The sequence below is a fragment of the Streptomyces sp. NPDC040622 genome, assembly GCF_055593965.1.
The window spans coordinates 1-17,293 of the sequence record NZ_JBVIXD010000031.1 but is presented as its reverse complement, the minus strand read 5'-3'; the positions used below and the strand labels follow the sequence as shown (position 1 = coordinate 17,293).

The following is a 17,293-nucleotide window of genomic DNA, read 5'->3' as shown; positions in this document are numbered from 1 at the left end:
TCCGGCCAACTCGCCACGGCAAACGTGAAATAGCGGCTCATGGAACATCCGCTATCGCTCTGGATGCCCATCACAGTACCCAGACCATTCCAGCAACCTCAACCATTCAACTGGGCGCTGCCCGATCGGGCCGGGCGGCTCAAAAGGCGGGCGGCACACCCCCGTCGACCCCGTGATTTAATTTTCAATGACAAGGTATTCATGTGACCCGGGGCAGACTTTCGTTTTCGCGTGAAAACGCGTAGCTTCCTAGCCACGGCACGGATCGGGCCCGATTGCGCGCCGGGGAATACACGCTGCCGAGCCCTGACCCATACCCCTCAACCCCTCCCTGAGCAGCGGCGATCACCGCCCTGTCGCACCCGCGGATGACCGCACCGGACACTCCGCGGCACCGCGCGCCAGGTGACTGGCATGCACACCCCGGCCGCGCGCGCATCCTTTATCCGACCCATACTCCGGCGGCCCCGCACCCGAACTCTCGCGGGCGATGACCGATTCCGGGGCACTCCTCTTCCGGTCCACAGGTCACCCGACTTCCAGCCGACGTCGAATTTCACGCACGGCTGGAAATCCCTGTGCACCCCCCGTCCATGAATTCGTTGAAACGTGGCCTAAAACCGTGCGTCGATTGTCTTTTCCGGTCCTCTCGGGCCCGCGGACGCCACGGCCCCCGACACGGAGAAGGTGAGCCGATGACCGCCGAGACCATCCCTGACCGGGAGGACCCGGCAGGACCGAAAACCCTGCCCCCGCCCGAGCCGGAGCCTGGTCCCGCGGCGGGCGCCCCGGTCGGCGTGCCACGCTGGCTGCTCGCGCAGATGCGTCCCTTCAAGCCGTACATCGCGCTGTTCCTCGTGGGCAGCCTGACCTGGCAGTCACTCAACGCGGCGATCCCCCTGGTCACCGGTCTGGCCTTCGACGCCGTGCTCGACCAGGACGGCGGGTCACCCGACTTCGGCACCTTCCACGCCGTCGTGGCCGGACTCCTCGCGCTCGTCGTCGTGCGGGCGCTGGGTGGCATCATGTCCACGTACTGCCTGGAATCCTTCGCCAGCGGGCTGGAACGCAACGCGCGCGCCCAGGTCTTCGCCGGCCTGCTCCGCAAGAGCCAGGGCTACTTCAACCGGCGCAGGGTCGGTGACCTGTCCGCCCGGGCCACCGGCGACGCCGAGTCCCTGAACCTGATGGTGTCGCCCGGATTCGACCTCGCCGTCGATCTCGCGCTGAACATCCTGATGCCGATCGTCTTCATCGCCCTGGTGGATCCGCGGCTGCTGCTGTCCCCCGTCGTCTTCGTCCTGCTGTTCGCCGTGGCCCTCGCCGAGCACGGGCGGCGTCTCGAACCCGTCTCCGACCTGACCCGGGAGCGCTTCGGCGACATGACGGCCCAGGCCTCGGAGAGCGTCGCCGGGATCGAGGTGGTCGGCTCGACCGGCGGCGCCGAGCAGGAACGCGGCCGGTTCGCCGAACTGGCCGGGGCCTACCGGGACGCCTCGGTACGGCAGATCCGCACCCAGGCGCTGGCTCTCCCGCCGCTCCTGCTGACCCTCGCCACCGTGGGCGCCCTGGTGCACTCCGTGATCCTGCTGCACGCGGGTTCCCTGAGCATCGGTGAACTCGTCGCCGTACTGGGCCTGATGGGGACGCTCCGGGCCCCCACCCAGTTGGCGTCCTTCAGCCTCGGACTCATCTATCTGGGCATGTCGGGCGCGCAGCGCATCAAGGAGGTCGTCGACGACCCCGAGGGCGAGGACGAGCAGGGCGGCAGCCACGCCGCCGCCCTCACCGGGGACGTGGCCATGGAGCACGTCACCTTCGGATACGACCCCGACAGACCGGTGCTGCGCGACCTGACGTTCCGTGTACCCGCCGGCACCACCGTGGCCGTCGTCGGCGCCACGGGCAGCGGCAAGTCCACCCTGCTGCACCTGCTGAACCGCACCTACGCCCCGGACGCGGGGCACGTCCTGATCGACGGCGTCGCCACCACCGCCTGGGACACCGCGTCGCTGCGCTCACGCATCGCGGTCATCGAGCAGGACGTGGTGCTCTTCTCCCGCTCGATCGCGGAGAATCTCAGCCTCGGCTCGGACGACGGCACCGACCGGGCCCGCATCGAGGCCGCGGCCCGCGTCGCGCAGGCGCACGACTTCATCACGGCGACCGAGGACGGCTACGACACCGTCATCGGCGAACGCGGGGTCACCCTCTCCGGCGGGCAGCGCCAACGCCTCGCCATCGCCCGCGCGTTGGTCGCAGACCCCCGGATCCTCGCGGTGGACGACGCGACCAGCGCCGTCGACAGTGCCACCGAGTACGAGGTGCAGCGCGCGATGCGGCAGGCCGCGGACGGCCGCACCACGTTCCTGGTCACCCCCAGGCTGTCCCGGATCCGGGCGGCCGACCACATCCTCGTCCTGGACGCCGGTCGGCTGGTCGGCCAGGGCAGCCACGAACAGCTCCTGCGGGACTGTTCTCTCTACCGCCGGATCTTCGCGCCCTATCTGGACGTGCCGGCCCTCGCCGCCCCGGACACCGCGGGCGCCGAGCCGGACCCCGCGGGCGCCAAGGAGGAGAACCACTGATGGCCCATCTGCTGGAGGGCATCGAGCCGGACGCGTACGACCGCCGGTACAGCGACCGTGAACTGACCCGACGTATCACCCCGTACTTCCGCGGCAAGGGCCGGGCCGTCGCCTTTGTGACCACGGCCGTCATCGTCGCCGCGACGGCGGGCAGTGCCGTGCCCCTGCTGCTCGCCCAGACCGTCGACTCGGCCCTGGCGAACGACGACGACAGCCGGTTGCCGCTGCTGATCACGGCCATTCTCGTCGCGGGCATCACCGCCTGGCTGCTCACCCTGTGCCAGGAGCGGGTGAGCGGACGGCTGGCCGGCGACGTCGTGCTCGGGCTGAGGGAGCGGGCGTTCGCCTCCGCGATGCGCCAGGACATGGCGTTCCACGACGCCCATCCCACCGGTGTGGTGGTCAGCCGCGTCACCAACGACACCCAGGCGTTCGCGACGCTGATCAGCCTGGTGCTCAGTCTGCTCGGTCAGGTCCTGATGATCGCGATCCTGCTGACCGCCCTCTTCGTGATCAATGTGCCGCTGGCCCTGGTGACGGCTCTGGTGGCCGCGGTCATCGTCGCCGTCAGCCTCGCCTTCCGGCGAGCGGCGCGCAGCGCCTCGCTGCGCCAGCAGCAGACGCTGGCCGAGGTCAACGGATACGTCCAGGAGACGCTGCGCGGCATTGCCGTCGCCCGCAACCACAGCCACCAGGAGTCCGCCCAGGCCGGGCTCGACGAGGTCAACGGCCGGTGGTTCCTGGCCAGCGTGCGCCTCAACCGCTTGTTCAGCGGCATCTTTCCGCTGCTGATCTCGCTCACCGGACTCGGCACGGTCGCCGTGGTCCTGGTCGGCGGCCACGGCGTGGACGCGGGCTCCGTGTCGGCCGGCGAGTGGGTGCTGTTCCTGGAGGCGCTGGCGCTGTTCTGGTCGCCGCTCACCAGCATCGCCTCGTTCTGGAGCCAGCTCCAGCAGGGCCTGGCCGCCGGGGAACGGGTCTTCGCGCTCGTCGACCGCGAGCCGACGGTGCGTCAGCGCGACCGGATCCCGGTGCCGCGCCTGCGCGGCGAGATCGCCCTGCGTGACGTCCACTTCGGTTACGACGCCGAGCGTCCCGTGCTCGACGGCGTGAGCCTCACCGTTCCGGCGGGCCGCACCGTGGCGCTCGTGGGCCACACCGGGGCCGGCAAGTCCAGCGTGGTACGGCTGATCATGCGCGCCTACGAGTTCCAGCGGGGCAGCATCGAGGTGGACGGGCTCGACGTGCGCTCCTTGGACCTCGACCAGTACCGGCGCTGCCTCGGCGTGGTCACGCAGACTCCGTTCCTCTTCTCCGGGACGGTGGCGGACAACATCGCCCGTGGCCGCCCGGGAGCCGGGCGGGACGAAGTCGAGGCCGCGGCGCGCGCGGTGGCGGGCGGTGACTGGCTGGCGCAGCTCTCGCAGGGCCTGGACACGCCCACCGACGACGGCGGACGCAACCTCTCCACCGGCCAGCGGCAGATCGTCGCCCTCGCCCGGGTCTTCCTCCAGGACGCCCCGGTACTGATCCTCGACGAGGCCACGGCCAGTATCGACCCCCTGACGGAGGCGCAGATCCAGGAGGGTCTGGAGGCGCTCTCGGCAGACCGCACGACCCTCGTCGTCGCCCATCGTCTGCCCACCGTCCGCAAGGCGGACACGATCGTCGTCGTCGACGGCGGCCGGATCGTCGAGGAGGGCGACCACCCGACGCTGCTGGCCCGCGACGGCACCTACCGTCGCCTGTACGACCGCTACTTCCGGCATCAGCAGCCCGACGAGGACCCCGCGGACGGGCAGGGCGCCCCGAGCGGGCCGGACGTACGGAGCGGCACGAGCGTGTCGTACACCCGTGCGGGGGCGCCGGCCGACGGGCCTGCCACGAACGGAACCGCCCCGCAGGGAGCCGCCCCACAGGGAGCTGCCTCTGACGGACCTGCCTCGGACGGAAAGGAGAGCTTTGCCGATGGCCACCGCGTCTGACACGGGGGCGCGCCGCCCCGCCACCACGCTCGGGGAGCTGCTCGACGGCACCGCCCGGGCCCGCCCCGACGCCATCGCCGTACGCTGCGACGACGAGGTCATCACGTACGACGAACTGCGGACGAGAGTGCACGCCACCGCGCGCCGGTTCAGCGCCCTCGGCCTCCCGGAGCGCGGGGCGACGGGGCTGCTCCTGGAGAACACCCCGGACTGCGTCGTCGCCTTCCTCTCCGCCGCGCGCCTGGGTCTGCGCGTGGTCCCCCTCGAACCGGGCACCACCTCATCCCAACTGGCGTCCCTCCGGGCGACTTTGGGCTCCTTGGCCGTCGTGGGGGACGCGGCGAGGCTGGACACGCTGCGCGGCTCCGGGGAACACGGGCGGCCGGACTGCGCCTACGTACCCGTGTCCGAGCCGGCCGAAGCACCCGGCCCCCGGCCCGTCCTCCCAGAGCCGCCGGGAACACCCTCGCCCGAAGCCCCGTTCCTCTACCAGTACACCTCCGGCTCGACCGGGGAGCCCAAGGCCGCCGTCCACTCGCAGCGCAACCTCGTCAACGGCGGCGACATCTACGCACGCGCCTACGGCATCACCGAGCACGACCGCGTTCTGGCCGCCGTCCCGTTGCTGCACTCCTTCGGCATGGTCGCGGGACTGGTCACCGCGCTGCGCGCCGGCGCGCAGCTCGTCCTCCTCGGCCGCTTCACCCCCGCACGGCTCTTGCGGGCACTGGAGCGGCACGCCTGCACGGTGCTCGTCGCCGCCCCCATGGCGTACGACCTGGCGACGCGCGCGGCGGGCTCGGCTCCCCCGCGTCCGCCGGACGCCCTGCGACTGTGCCTCTCATCGGGTGCCGCGCTGCCGGCGTCCGTGGCAGAGCGCGCCCGGGCTCGGCTCGGGCTGGACATCCAGCAGGTCTACGGCTGCACGGAGACCGGAGTCATCGCCGCGCGACGCCCCGGCGACGGCGCCGGGCCGGACTTCGGGGTGGGCCGCCCCATGCCCGGCGTACAAGTGCGCGTCCTCGACGAGCGGGGGCAGGAGGTGCCACCCGGCGCGGAGGGAACACTGCTGGTACGGACACCCGCGATGTTCACGGAGTACCTCGGGCACCCCGAGGTCACCCGACGGGTCCTGGTCGAGGGCTGGTACCGGACCGGCGACCTGGCCCGCCTCGGCCCCGAGGGTCACCTGCACCTGGTCGGCCGCAAGGACTCCTTCATCAACGTGGGTGGCAAGAAGGTGAACCCCGTAGAGGTGGAACAGGTCCTGCTCGCCCACCCGTCGGTCGCCGAGGCCGTGGTGTGGGGCGAGACGGCCGACGACACCGGCGAGCGCGTAAGGGCCACCGTCGTCGCACGGACCCCGCTGCCCGCGACGGAACTGACGTCGCACTGCCGGGCCCGCCTCCTGCCGCACCAGGTCCCCGCCGCGGTCGACTTCGTCGCCGCGCTGCCGAGGAGCTCCATGGGCAAGATCAGCCGCGCCGCGGTGGCCACTGCGGCCGCGCCACCGGCGGGCCCATGACCGCGTAGCGCGGACGGCCGCTTCCTCGGCGGTGCGCGGACAGCGAGCGGGGCCGGGTCGTCTGGGACGGACCCGGCCCCGCGCCGATCCGCGGTGCTTCTCCCCGGAACCTATCGGCCCCTGGTCAGATCCTGCCGCCAGGACCGGTCGGACCGGTGCCCGGAGGGTGGTGGGAGGTGTAGTGCGTACCGACCTGGTCGTGATAGGCGGGGTCGCCCAGGTGCTTGTTCTTGTCGAACTCCGGCGCGTCCTTGATCTGTTCCTTGGTCCGCGCCACCCGGATGGTCTTCGCCTCGTGGTCGATTCCCGTGATGGTCCCCGCCGGCAGCAGAACCTCCTTGCCGAAGATCCACACGCCGGTGTCGACGACGATGTACTGCGAGCCGACGTCGTACGAGTGCTTGTCGACCTTGCCGATGTTCCCGTCCGTCGCCTCGACCTTGTAACCCGTCAGGTCGGTGTTGGGCGTGTGTCCTGCCGAGGTCGGGTAGTTCCAGATGTTCTCGGTCATGCTGCTTACCTCCGTGAGCTGGTGGCTCCGGTCAGGCGGTGCAGGGCTGCACCGTGCGTCCTTCCCGGCGACACCCCCCGAATGTCCGAGGAGTCCGCCCGCAAACACCCAATTCGCGCCCTTGCCCGCTCTGCGAGGTACCTCTTCGAGGTCGCCCGCGCCCCACCCCCCCGTGGCAGCACCGCTCGTGGGAACAGGGCCGATATCGGTGCGGCCGGGGGCAGGGCCCGAGGAACCGGCCGAGCCGTCGGTGCGCCGGTTCACGGCGCTGTTCGGCGACCAGGTGCGCTCGGTGGACCAGCGCGTGAGGCTGTCCGCCTGGCTGGAGCTGTTCGAGGAACGCGGCGGACGGACGGAGTACCGTTCCGTCGGTCCCGCCGAAGTGGCCGGCCTCGCCGACGCCCACGACCTCACCGTTCCTGCCACGGGACGCGGCGTGCTCTCCGCTTTGTTCGAGCACGATCCGTCCCGGCCCACCCACGAACGACCGCCGCGCAGCCCCGCCTGTCTCTACGTCGACGGCTCGCCCACGACGATTCCGATCCGGCCGCCGGGTACGTCCGCACCACCGGGGTGCCGCCCACCGGCGACATCATCATGATGCGCGCCCTCCCGGTTGGCAGGCCCTGCGACATCATCCTGTTCGAGGGCAGGTGGGGGTGGTGCGTACGACGGCCGGGGCGAGCGCCCCGACGCCGGACGGAACGACGGTGGCCGAGGTGATGGCCGAATTGGCCGGGCTGGAGGATCCGAAGGCGCGCGCGGTGAACGAGAAACACGGTGACGATCACGGTGTGAACCTCGGCAGGCTGCGCGCGCTGGCGAAGCGGCTCAAGACGCAGCAGGAACGCGCCCACGGGCTCTGGGAGACCGGTGACAGCGCGGCACGACTCCTCGCGACCCTGGTATGCCGCCCGAAGGCGTTCGGGCGTGACGAGCTGGACGGCATGCTGCGTCAGGCCCGTACGCCCAAGGTGCACGACTGGCTCGTGAACCACGTGGTGCGGAAGAACCCACACGCCGAAGAGCTGCGCGTGGCCTGGTCCGCCGACCCTGATCCGTTGGTCGCGAGCGCCGGCTGGGCGCTGACCACCGAGCGTGTGGCGAAGAGGCCCGCGGGCCTCGGCCTCGCGGCACTGCTCGATGTCGTCGAGGCGGAGATGCGGGACGCCCCGGCTCGGCTCCAGTGGGCGATGAACCACTGTCTGGCCCGGATCGGGATCGATCACGCGGAGTACCGCGCCCGTGCCATCGACATCGGTGAGCGCCTGGAGGTACTCAAGGACTATCCGACGCCGCCCGGCTGCACGTCTCCTTTCGCGCCCACGTGGATCACCGAGATGGTTAGCCGACAGGACGGCCGGCCCGGGGCTTGACATGCTGCGGCGGGAAAGGACCGGGGCGCGGTCGGCGGCGGACCACTACAGCCACGCCTGACCGAGTGCCTACGTGACCGGGCGACAGACCGTCGGTGAACGTCAACCTGGCGCACACTGTCCGGGTATCGGGCACCGAACGGTCGTCAACTGAGCGAAACTATCCAGATGTTAGGCAATGTTCCGGAGAACGCAGACCGTTTCGTGGGGCGCGCGGCCGAGCAGGACGAGCTGGTCTCCTCCCTCGCCGCCGGACGGTTGACGACCCTCACCGGGATCGGCGGGGTGGGCAAGACGCGGCTCGCCGCGCACACGCTGCGGTCCCTGCCGCAGTCCCGGGGCGCGGCTCTGGGGAAGGTCTGCTGGACCGATCTCGGTGCGTTGCCCGACGAACGACTGCTGATCGGGTCCGTCGCGGATGCCGTGGGGTTCGCCGACCACACTCCGGGCGGACCGTTCGACGCGCTGTGCGCCTGGCTGGCCGACCAGCACCTGTTGCTCGTCCTGGACTCCTGCGAACACCTGGTCACTCCCTGCCGCAACCTCGTCGCCGATCTGCTGACGGCCTGCCCACGGCTGACCGTCCTGGCCACCAGCAGGCAGCGGCTGGGGGTCGCAGGCGAGGCATTGGTGGCGGTGCCTCCGCTGCCGTACGACGGCGACGGGCTCGCTCTCTTCCTGGAACGCGCCGTGGCCGTGGCCCCGGCCCTGCGCGGCAGGCACCCCCAGCAGGAACAGGACGCCCAAGAGATCTGCCGACTGCTCGACGGCGTCCCGCTCGCCCTGGAACTGGCCTCGGCGCAGCTGATGCACCATCCCCTGGGCGAACTCCTGGACCGGCTGCGCTCGCACCGCGCGGGCCTGACGGCGTCGGCGCCGATCTGGCCCCGCCGCCACCGTTCGCTGCGTACGGCCATCGGCTGGAGTCACGAACTGTGTGCTCCCCTGGAGCGGTTGCTCTGGGCACGGCTTTCCGTCTTCCCGGGCACCTTCGACGGGGCCGACGCCCGCGGTGTCTGCGCGGGCGGGCCGCTGGCGCCCGAGACCGTCAGCGCCGTCCTCGCGGACCTGACGGCCAAGTCCGTGGTGGTCCAGGACGTGGACGGCCGCTACCGCCTGCACGCGCCGGTGCGGGAGTACGGGCGCATGTGGCTGGACGAGCTCGGCGCCCGGGGGGAGGTCGCCGACCGGCACGCCGACCACTTCCTGGACCTCGCCCGTTGCGCCGACGCGGGCTGGCTCGGGCCGGAGCAGGTCTCCTGGTACCGGCGGATCGACATGGCACACGCCGACCTGTGCGCCGCGCTGGAGCACCTGATCGAAACCCGGCGCCAGCGCGCGGTGGACCTCGCGGGACTGCTCGGCTTCTTCTGGAGCTGCTGCGGCCACCTGCGCGAGGCGCGGGCGTACTTGGAACAGGTGCTGCCGTTGGCCACACACCACGGTGCCGCCCGCGAGAAGGCGCAGTGGGCGCTGGGCGTGGCCGCTCTGCTGCAGGGCGAGCACGCCAAGGCGGCGGCGATCGGGAGGCGGTGCGCGCGGGACGCGGCGTACACCGGAAGCTCTGAAGGGCGGCTGTCGGCCGCCTACCTGCTCGGCATCACCCACCTGATGAACGGTGAGCCGGGCAAGGCCCACGACGACGTCGGCCGGGCCCTGCGGCGGATGACCGAGCCCGCACTGACCTCGCCGTCCGTGCTGCGCTGCCATTTGGTGCGGGTGTTCGCGCTCACCGGGCTCGGTCGCCTGGCGGAGGCGGCGCGAGAGGCGACCGCGCTGCGGGCGGGCTGTGCCGCGCAGGGCGAGTGGTGGGCGCGCTCGTACACCGACTATCAGCTCGCTCTGATCGCCCTGGCCCAGGGGGATCCGGCCCTGGCTGCCGAGCACGCCCGGGCCATGCTCGAGGGCAAACGCATGCTGGGGGACAGCTTCGGCATCGCGCTGGGCATGGACCTGCTGGCGGCAGCGGCGGCGGCCGACGGACAGGGGGAGACGGCCGCGCTGGTGTCCGGGATCGGTCAGACGTACTGGCTCTCCGTCGGGCACAGCCAGCGCGGCATGCCCGAACTGCGGGACGTGCGCGAGGCCTGCTGGCGCACTGCGCGCGCCGCCGTGGGCGACGGAGCCTTCGAGCGCGCGTTCCAACGGGGCACTCAGGAGGATCCGCGCTCGGTGCTGGACCTGGCGGTGGCGGGGCGATTGCTGGGCGGCACGTGATGCGGCGGGCGATGCGTGCCCGGGCTGTGTGTACCCCGAGGGCTGTGCGGGCCCCGGCCGTGTGTACTGCCGGCTGTGCTCGGCCAGGCCGGCACAGTGATCAACAGGACCCTGACCTGCGGCGACGAGACAGCGCCTCGTAGAATCCGGGGCGAGTACGCGGATATCCCGACCCCCCGGACCGCCGCCGGTGCCCACGTTCCCTGCCGACCGCGAGGGAAGTCGGGCCGACTCCTGCCCTGCTGTCCCCGCCGTCCGGGGTCTCCCGTCGGCCCTGCCCCGGAACACCACTGCCTTGAGCACCCTGAGCACATCGAGCGCGTCCAGCGCCTCCAGCGCGCCGGACGAATCGAGCGCCGACGAAGCCGTGGCGGAACCGCTCTCGCGCGCCCGCACCCGCATACGCACCCGCCTCATCGGCCGCGCGCCCGCCCCGCCGTCACCGGGCACCGCCCTGCACAACGTCAGCGCGGCGACAGCCGTACTGCTGGTCCTGGTGGCCATAGGTTCCGTCATCCACGAACCGGTGCTGATACCCCCGCTGGCCGCGTCCGCGGCGATCATCCACGGCGCCCCCGGGCTGCCCCTGGCGCAGCCGCGCAGTGTGATCGCGGGCCACCTGTTGTGTGCGGCCATCGGGTATGCGGTCGTCGCCGCCGCGGGCAGCTCGCCCTGGGCGGCGGCCCTCGCCGCGGGGATCAGCCTGGCTGCGATGACGGTGGCTCGTACCCCGCACTCCCCCGCGTGCGCGACCGCCGTGGTCATCGTCCTGAACACGCCACGGCCGACGACCTTCGTCCCCCTCCTGGTGGGTTCCACCGCTCTGCTCGTCCTCGCGGGCTGGGCCGCCTCGTGCGCCCGCCCCCGCGTACCGCGCTATCCCGCCTATTGGTGGTGAGCGATGGGCGCAGCGCACCGAACAGGTCGTGGCGCGTAAATCACGTGGCCCCGGGCGGACCGAGCGCGTTATCGTCCTTTCTATGAACGTCATCGGCCTACGCCTCACCGCAACCGCGCGAGCGACCAGCTCGCCGGTTGCCGCCGCCTGACGTATTCCCTCTTCCCATCGGCGACCGGAAACGGCCCGCCGATGACGCGTGACCTCGTGTCGCGATCCACAGTTCGTGCGGACCCGTTGTCCGGTGCCTCCCCGCTTCCCGCGAAGGAGCCACACCATGAACACCGACCGGCCGACCCCGGGCTTCATGGACACTGACCGCGTCGTGCGCACGTTCGTCGAGTACTTCGAGGAGCGCGGGCATCGGCGGATCACCGGTTCGACGCTGCTGCCGCCCGCCGGCGACTCCGTCCTGTTCACCACCTCGGGCATGCACCCCCTCACCCCGTACCTGGAAGGGCGCCCGCATCCGCTGGGCAACCGGCTCGTCAACGTGCAGCGCTGCCTGCGCACCACCGACCTGGAAGAGGTCGGCGACCCCACCCACCTGACCGTCTTCGAGATGCTCGGCAGCTGGTCGCTCGGCGACTACGAGGGGCCGCAGAGCCTGCGCTGGGGATACGAACTGCTCACCGAGGGCCTGGGCATCGATCCTCGGATCATGCACGCCACGGTCTTCGGCGGCGACGACCGCACCGGCCCGGACACCGCCTCCCAGCAGGTGTGGCAGGAACTCGGCGTGCCGGTGGAGCTGACCGTCGAGGACAACTGGTGGTCCAACGGGCCGACCGGCCCGTGCGGACCCGACTCCGAGATCTTCCTGTGGACCGGCGACACACCGCCGCGGTCGACGCCCACGCTCGACGACCGCTGGGTGGAGATCTGGAACCACGTGACGATGCGCTACCGCAGGCTCGACGACGGTTCGCTCGTCCCGCTCCCCCAGCGCAATGTCGACACCGGAATGGGTCTGGAACGCCTGGTCTCCCGCCTGCAGGGAAAGTCCTCGGTGTTCGAGAGCGATGTCTTCGGCCCTTGGCGCCGGCTCGTGCCGGGACTGTGGCGGCTGGACGAGCCGTCTCTGCGGCTCGTCAGTGATCACCTGCGCTCGGCCGTGGTGGTGATCGGTGATGGTGTGCGCCCCGGCAACACCGGCCGGGGCTACGTGCTGCGCCGGCTGATGCGGCGCCTGCTCACCGTCCTGTGGCGCGAAGATGCCACGCGCGGCCTCGGCGACCTGCCGGGCGACCTGATCCTGCACACGCTCGACCACTTCCGCCAGGACATGGACCCCGTCGGCGTACGGGGAATCCTGCTCGACGAGGAGCAGCGCTTCCGTCAGCTCCTCGAGCGAGGCCGCCGGGTGCTGGCCCAGCCCCGGTTCCGGGGCCCACTGGACGAGGAGCACCTGCACTACCTCCACGACACGCACGGCCTGCCGCGGGAGCTCGTGATGAGCCTTCGACAGGAGTGACGGGAGGGGCGTCGGGGGCGGGCCCACCTGCCGTAAGGAGGGGTGGGCCCGCTCCCCCGCCGCCCCCCTGCCCGGCGGGAGGCAGACCACCACGTCACCGCACACCATTGCGGCCTGCCGGAACTCGCCCCGGGCTGCTCACTCCGTGCAGCCACGCACTCCCGTTCCGCACCGTCATCACGTATCTCACACACCGACCTCGCGTTGAGTCCGTGCCGACGGGATAGGCGTTCGGGGTCCCCTTGATCAGCAGACCCACGAAACGGAGTGCTCGACCCTTGGCAACCATCGACCCCACGACATCCCCCGCGCTCGGCCTGGACAGCCCGACAGCTGCGTCCTCCGAGGTCTGGCGCGACCACCTCGGCACCCTCGTCGGCATCCCGCTGCGCATCGCGGTCATCGTCATCGGGGCCATGATCTTCCGGGCGATCGCCAAGAAGGCCATCACCCGTGTCGTGCAGCGCATCCTGGAGCCGGGCGAGGAGGAGAGCGCACCGCGCCGCACCAGCCGTGGTCCGGCCGTACTGCACCGTGATCGCGCACGGGCGAACGAGAGGCGTCAGCAGCGCGCCCGCACCATTGGCTCGGTGCTCAGCAGCATCGTCACCATCGTGATCGCCGTCGTCACCACGGGGATGATCCTCGACCAGGTCGGCATCGCACTCGGCCCGCTCCTCGCCAGTGCCGGCGTGGTCGGCCTGGCCATCGGCTTCGGCGCCCAGAGTCTCGTGGCCGACTACCTGGCCGGCATGTTGATCATGCTGGAGGACCAGTACGGCGTCGGCGACTCCGTCGACCTCGGAGAGGCTGTCGGCGAGGTCGAGCACGTCGGCCTGCGTCTCACCCAGGTCCGCGACCTCAACGGTGGCCTGTGGCACATCCGCAACGGCGAGATCCTGCGGGTCCGCAACGACAGCCAGGAGTGGGCGCGCGCCGTCCTGGACGTCTCCGTCGCGTACGAATCGAACCTGGACGCCGTGTACGACGTCCTGGAGCGCACCGGTCACGAGATGCGCCAGGACCCCAAGTTCAAGGGCGTCTTCCTCGAGGACCCGTCGGTCTGGGGAGTCCAGTCCCTCGACGCGGACGGCATGGTGGTCCGCATCGCGGTCAAGACCATCCCCCTCCAGCAGTGGAGCGTGACCCGCGAACTGCGCCGCCGTACGAAGGAGGCCCTCGACGCTGCGGGGATCGAGGTCCCCTACCCGCAGCGCACGGTCTGGCTGCGCACGGACGGCGAGCCGGACACGGGACCGGTCCCGGAGGGGGCGGTGCCGCGTACGCCGCGCTGATCCCTGGGTGCCCGGCTTCCCGCCCCCGGGAGTGGCCGAGATGCGCCTTGCCCGGGGCATGACGTCTGACGAAGGTCTTCGTTGAGCGTCAATGGCCTACGGGGGAAAGCCATGCTGCGCATCCACTTCACCGGCAGTGACCTGGAGAACGTGCGCCTTGCCCGCCGTCCGGACCCGCTGTGGGAGATCGTCTGCAGCCTGTGCCGATTACAGACGCGAGAAGGCGCCATCGCTTTCGGCCCATGGCGGCGTACGGCGAGCGGGCTGATCCGGCGGGGCGGACCGGCCCGCGGCACGACGTCCGCGCTGGCCAGTCTCGTGCCGCGCGCCGCCTACTTCCCCGACTTCCTCACCCCGCCGGTCGAGGACGCTCCGGATCCCTTCCGAGCGGGCATCGACCAGGTCCTCGCCACACCACGACGCCGCCTGCGCCACGAACTGAGCCTGCTGTCGGCAGGCGGCGGACGGCCGTGGGCGGGTGCGGAGCTGGCACGCGGTGACGTCGATGCGCTGACCGCGCTCGGCAAGAACCTGCGCACCTATCATCACCGGTTCATCGCCCCTCTGGGGAATCGCATCGGCGCGACCGTGGCCGCGGACGTGGCCCTGCGCACCCGCGCCCTGACGCACGGAGGGACACGGGCCCTGCTCGACAGCCTGCGGCCGATGGCGGTGTGGGACTCGCCCGTGCTGAGGGTCGACTATCCGGTCGAGCGCGACCTTCACCTGCAAGGCCGGGGTCTGCTGCTGATTCCCTCGTACTTCTGCTGGCGGCGCCCCATCGCCCTCGCGGACGGCCGGCTGCGTCCTGTGCTCGTCTACCCGGTGGACAAGGCGCTGGCTCCGCCGACCGCCTCCTCGGCGTCGCTGGTCCGTCTCCTCGGTTCCACGCGCGCCGCCCTCCTGAGCGAGGCCGCCTCGCCCACCTGCCCCACCACCTCCGAACTCGCCTGCTCGACAGGGATGTCCCTGCCGAGCGTGAGTCAGCAACTGGCCGTACTGCGGGAGGGTGGCCTCGTCATGTCCCGACGCGACGGCAGACACACACTGCACACCGCAACTCCTTTGGGGCGACGGCTCCTTGACGGCTGTTGACGTCATCTCTCCTCTCGCTCTCCGAGCCTGCGCGCAGCAGGCAGTGCCTCCGTTTTGGCTGGAGCCAAATCCGCGTGTGTTCCGATTCCCGGCCGCACAAGCTGTTCGTGAGAGGTACGCATCACGCCGAGCGTCATCGAGGAGTTCGCACACATGGGGATCAAGCATTCCGCACTCGTGACAGCCGCTGTCCTGGCAACCCTGACGGGAGCCCTGGCAACCACACAGGCCCAGGCCGCCGATGCCGGCGCCCGGGGCAGCACGGTGGCTGCGCAGGAGGCCCCTACCGTCTCTCCCAAAGCGGAGGACACGTACCACACGACCGCCGGGCTCAGCTCGTGCCGGCCGGGGCGCTACTGCACCGAGACGTGGGACCCGACCAAGAGCAGCTGGAAGATCCACGTGTTCTGGAAGTGCGGGCTCTACAAGCTGTACAACTGGGAAGGCATCGGAGCCTTCATCAACAACCAGGACGGCGCGACCGCCAAGGTGTACGACCAGAACAAGAGGGAACTGTGGTCGACGCCGCCGGACAACAAGAAGGGCTGGGGCGATTGGTCGAAGGCCTACTACATCCGCCCCTGCTGACGGACCGAGTCCGCGCCGGACGGCCTCCCGGGAACCACTCCGGCTGGTCGTCCGGGCCGCCGCAGTGCTTCGCCGAAACGATGAGCAATCCCGACATTTGCTCTTCAACCGGTGGCGCGACCGGGGGGTGAATGCAGGTGGAAGGCCGGGGCCATGACAGGATCCCCTTATGTCTTCCAACGTCTATTTCGACATCACCATCGACGGCGACGCCGCCGGCCGGATCGTCTTCAAGCTGCACGACGACGTCGTCCCCAAGACGACGCAGAACTTCCGTGAGCTGGCCACCGGCCAGCACGGATTCGGATACGAGGGCTCGGGCTTCCACCGCGTCATCCCGGACTTCATGCTCCAGGGCGGCGACTTCACCCGTGGCGACGGCACGGGTGGCAAGAGCATCTACGGCGCCAAGTTCCCCGACGAGAACTTCAAGCTCAAGCACGACAAGCCGTTCCTTCTGTCGATGGCCAACGCCGGCCCCGACAGCAACGGCTCGCAGTTCTTCGTCACCACGGTGCTCACGCCGTGGCTGGACGGCAAGCACGTCGTCTTCGGCGAGGTCGTCGAGGGCCAGGACCTGGTCACGAAGATCGAGTCCCTGGGCTCGCGCTCCGGCGCCACGAAGTCGAAGATCGTGATCGCCGCCTCGGGCACCGTGGGCGAGTAACACCTCCCCCGGGTGGCGGGGCCGCCTCGACACGACCTGTTTCGGCTCCGCCCCGCCGCCCGTCCACCCCTGCCCACCGGACTTCCCGCGTCCCCTGGCATGTCGTTTTGCCGGTCCGGCAAAAGAAATGGCCTGCCGAGACGCGATCGGTGACCGTGGGCACATGAGCGACCACATCACGGCAGACCCGCCCGCGTCCGACACTCCCCCGCCCGCCGCCGGATACGCCGGCGACCCCGCGGTGCGCGCGGAGTGGGACAGCCGCTACTCCGACCGGCAGCAGCTGTGGAGCGGTCGGCCCAACGGCGCACTCGTGGCCGAGACCGCGGCCCTCCCTCCCGGCACGGTGCTCGACGTCGGCTGCGGCGAGGGCGCGGACGCCGTCTGGCTCGCGCGCGGCGGCTGGGACGTGACCGCCCTCGAGGTCTCGGGCGTGGCGCTGGAGCGGGCGGCCGGCCACGCACGGGACGCCGGCGTCACCGTTCGCTGGGTGCATGCCGGCCTGACGGAGGCAGCTCTCCCGCCGGCCTCCTTCGACCTTGTCTCCGCGCAGTACCCCGCTCTGCCGCGCACCCCCGACGCCGCGGCCGAGCGAGCCCTGCTCGCGGCCGTCGCGCCCGGCGGCGTCCTGCTGATCGTGCACCACGCGGGCGTGGACACCCATGAGACGCACGAGAGCGGCTTCGACCCCGCCGTCTACGTCTGGCCCTCGATGGTCGCCGAGTTGCTCGACGACGACTGGAAGGTCGAGGTCGACGAGCAGCGGCCACGGGTGGCACCGGACGGCGGTGCCGGCGCGCACCACACCGACGACGTGGTGCTGCGCGCGCGTCGCTTGCGCTGAGGGGCCGCGCAAAGCGCGGCCCCGGACGCGGCAGAGTTCCGCGCCGCGAACCGGCGCGGAACTCTCCAGGCGGGCACGGATGTCGTGCGGACTACTCCACAGGCGTCAGGCCGGTGCGCAGCTTGGCGATGACCCTGCTGATCAGGCGGGAGACGTGCATCTGGGAGTAGCCGAGTTCGGCGGCGATGTCGCTCTGGGTGCGCTCCTCGACGAAACGCATGTGGATCAGA

The 17,293-nt window shown here is 71.0% G+C and carries 15 protein-coding genes; 13 read left to right on the top strand and 2 right to left on the bottom strand.

All coding sequences use genetic code 11. The annotated features are described in order from the left end of the window. The first annotated feature begins 695 nt into the window (after nucleotides 1-695). The 3 genes from ACZ592_RS39980 to ACZ592_RS39970 are packed head-to-tail and all read left to right on the top strand — an operon-like array spanning nucleotide 696 to nucleotide 6,098. On the top strand, nucleotides 696-2,588 hold the full coding sequence (locus tag ACZ592_RS39980) for an ABC transporter ATP-binding protein (RefSeq protein ID WP_471586693.1): 1,893 nt from the start codon (nucleotides 696-698) through the stop codon (nucleotides 2,586-2,588). Then, complete coding sequence (locus ACZ592_RS39975; RefSeq protein WP_471586692.1) at nucleotides 2,588-4,573, top strand: ABC transporter ATP-binding protein; 1,986 nt, start codon at nucleotides 2,588-2,590, stop codon at nucleotides 4,571-4,573. The genes ACZ592_RS39980 and ACZ592_RS39975 overlap by 1 nt, the downstream gene beginning before the upstream one ends. Continuing rightward, nucleotides 4,557-6,098 carry a class I adenylate-forming enzyme family protein gene (locus ACZ592_RS39970; protein WP_471586691.1) on the top strand — a complete coding sequence of 514 codons (1,542 nt, stop codon included), beginning with the start codon at nucleotides 4,557-4,559 and terminating at the stop codon, nucleotides 6,096-6,098. Before ACZ592_RS39975 ends, ACZ592_RS39970 begins: the two co-directional genes overlap by 17 nt. A gap of 124 nt (nucleotides 6,099-6,222) precedes the next feature. Here the strand turns inward: ACZ592_RS39970 and ACZ592_RS39965 are convergent, their stop codons facing one another. Then, nucleotides 6,223-6,609: a PRC-barrel domain-containing protein gene (locus ACZ592_RS39965; protein ID WP_471586690.1), complete on the bottom strand. Its 387-nt coding sequence runs from the start codon at nucleotides 6,607-6,609 to the stop codon at nucleotides 6,223-6,225. A gap of 172 nt (nucleotides 6,610-6,781) precedes the next feature. Between ACZ592_RS39965 and ACZ592_RS39960 the strand changes: the two genes are divergently transcribed. From ACZ592_RS39960 to ACZ592_RS39915, 10 genes are all read left to right on the top strand, one after another. After that, nucleotides 6,782-7,210, top strand: coding sequence for a hypothetical protein (locus ACZ592_RS39960; RefSeq protein ID WP_471586689.1), 429 nt, complete (start codon nucleotides 6,782-6,784; stop codon nucleotides 7,208-7,210). 121 nt (nucleotides 7,211-7,331) lie between these two features. After that, a complete protein-coding gene (locus tag ACZ592_RS39955; RefSeq protein ID WP_471586715.1) occupies nucleotides 7,332-7,985 on the top strand; it encodes a DNA alkylation repair protein in 654 nt (217 codons plus the stop codon). A gap of 168 nt (nucleotides 7,986-8,153) precedes the next feature. Beyond that, nucleotides 8,154-10,202 carry an ATP-binding protein gene (locus tag ACZ592_RS39950; protein WP_471586688.1) on the top strand — a complete coding sequence of 683 codons (2,049 nt, stop codon included), beginning with the start codon at nucleotides 8,154-8,156 and terminating at the stop codon, nucleotides 10,200-10,202. Between the two features lie 295 nt (nucleotides 10,203-10,497). Beyond that, the gene (locus tag ACZ592_RS39945; RefSeq protein WP_471586687.1) at nucleotides 10,498-11,100 is read left to right on the top strand and encodes an HPP family protein; all 603 of its coding nucleotides are present in this window, start codon (nucleotides 10,498-10,500) and stop codon (nucleotides 11,098-11,100) included. 307 nt (nucleotides 11,101-11,407) lie between these two features. Then, the gene (locus ACZ592_RS39940; protein WP_471586714.1) at nucleotides 11,408-12,574 is read left to right on the top strand and encodes an alanine--tRNA ligase-related protein; all 1,167 of its coding nucleotides are present in this window, start codon (nucleotides 11,408-11,410) and stop codon (nucleotides 12,572-12,574) included. A 278-nt stretch (nucleotides 12,575-12,852) separates the two neighbouring features. Next, nucleotides 12,853-13,869 (top strand): mechanosensitive ion channel family protein, encoded by a 1,017-nt coding sequence (locus tag ACZ592_RS39935; protein WP_471586686.1) that lies wholly within the window; start codon nucleotides 12,853-12,855, stop codon nucleotides 13,867-13,869. A 111-nt stretch (nucleotides 13,870-13,980) separates the two neighbouring features. Beyond that, nucleotides 13,981-14,964 (top strand): ArsR/SmtB family transcription factor, encoded by a 984-nt coding sequence (locus ACZ592_RS39930; protein WP_471586685.1) that lies wholly within the window; start codon nucleotides 13,981-13,983, stop codon nucleotides 14,962-14,964. A 153-nt stretch (nucleotides 14,965-15,117) separates the two neighbouring features. Next, the gene (locus ACZ592_RS39925) at nucleotides 15,118-15,552 is read left to right on the top strand and encodes a hypothetical protein (RefSeq protein ID WP_471586684.1); all 435 of its coding nucleotides are present in this window, start codon (nucleotides 15,118-15,120) and stop codon (nucleotides 15,550-15,552) included. Nucleotides 15,553-15,721: 169 nt separating this feature from the next. Beyond that, nucleotides 15,722-16,219 carry a peptidylprolyl isomerase gene (locus ACZ592_RS39920; RefSeq protein ID WP_471586683.1) on the top strand — a complete coding sequence of 166 codons (498 nt, stop codon included), beginning with the start codon at nucleotides 15,722-15,724 and terminating at the stop codon, nucleotides 16,217-16,219. Nucleotides 16,220-16,382: 163 nt separating this feature from the next. Then, the gene (locus ACZ592_RS39915) at nucleotides 16,383-17,063 is read left to right on the top strand and encodes a class I SAM-dependent methyltransferase (protein WP_471586682.1); all 681 of its coding nucleotides are present in this window, start codon (nucleotides 16,383-16,385) and stop codon (nucleotides 17,061-17,063) included. 91 nt (nucleotides 17,064-17,154) lie between these two features. Here the strand turns inward: ACZ592_RS39915 and ACZ592_RS39910 are convergent. Next, the coding region (locus ACZ592_RS39910; protein ID WP_471586713.1) for a sigma factor-like helix-turn-helix DNA-binding protein at nucleotides 17,155-17,293 on the bottom strand (139 nt) is incomplete at its 5' end.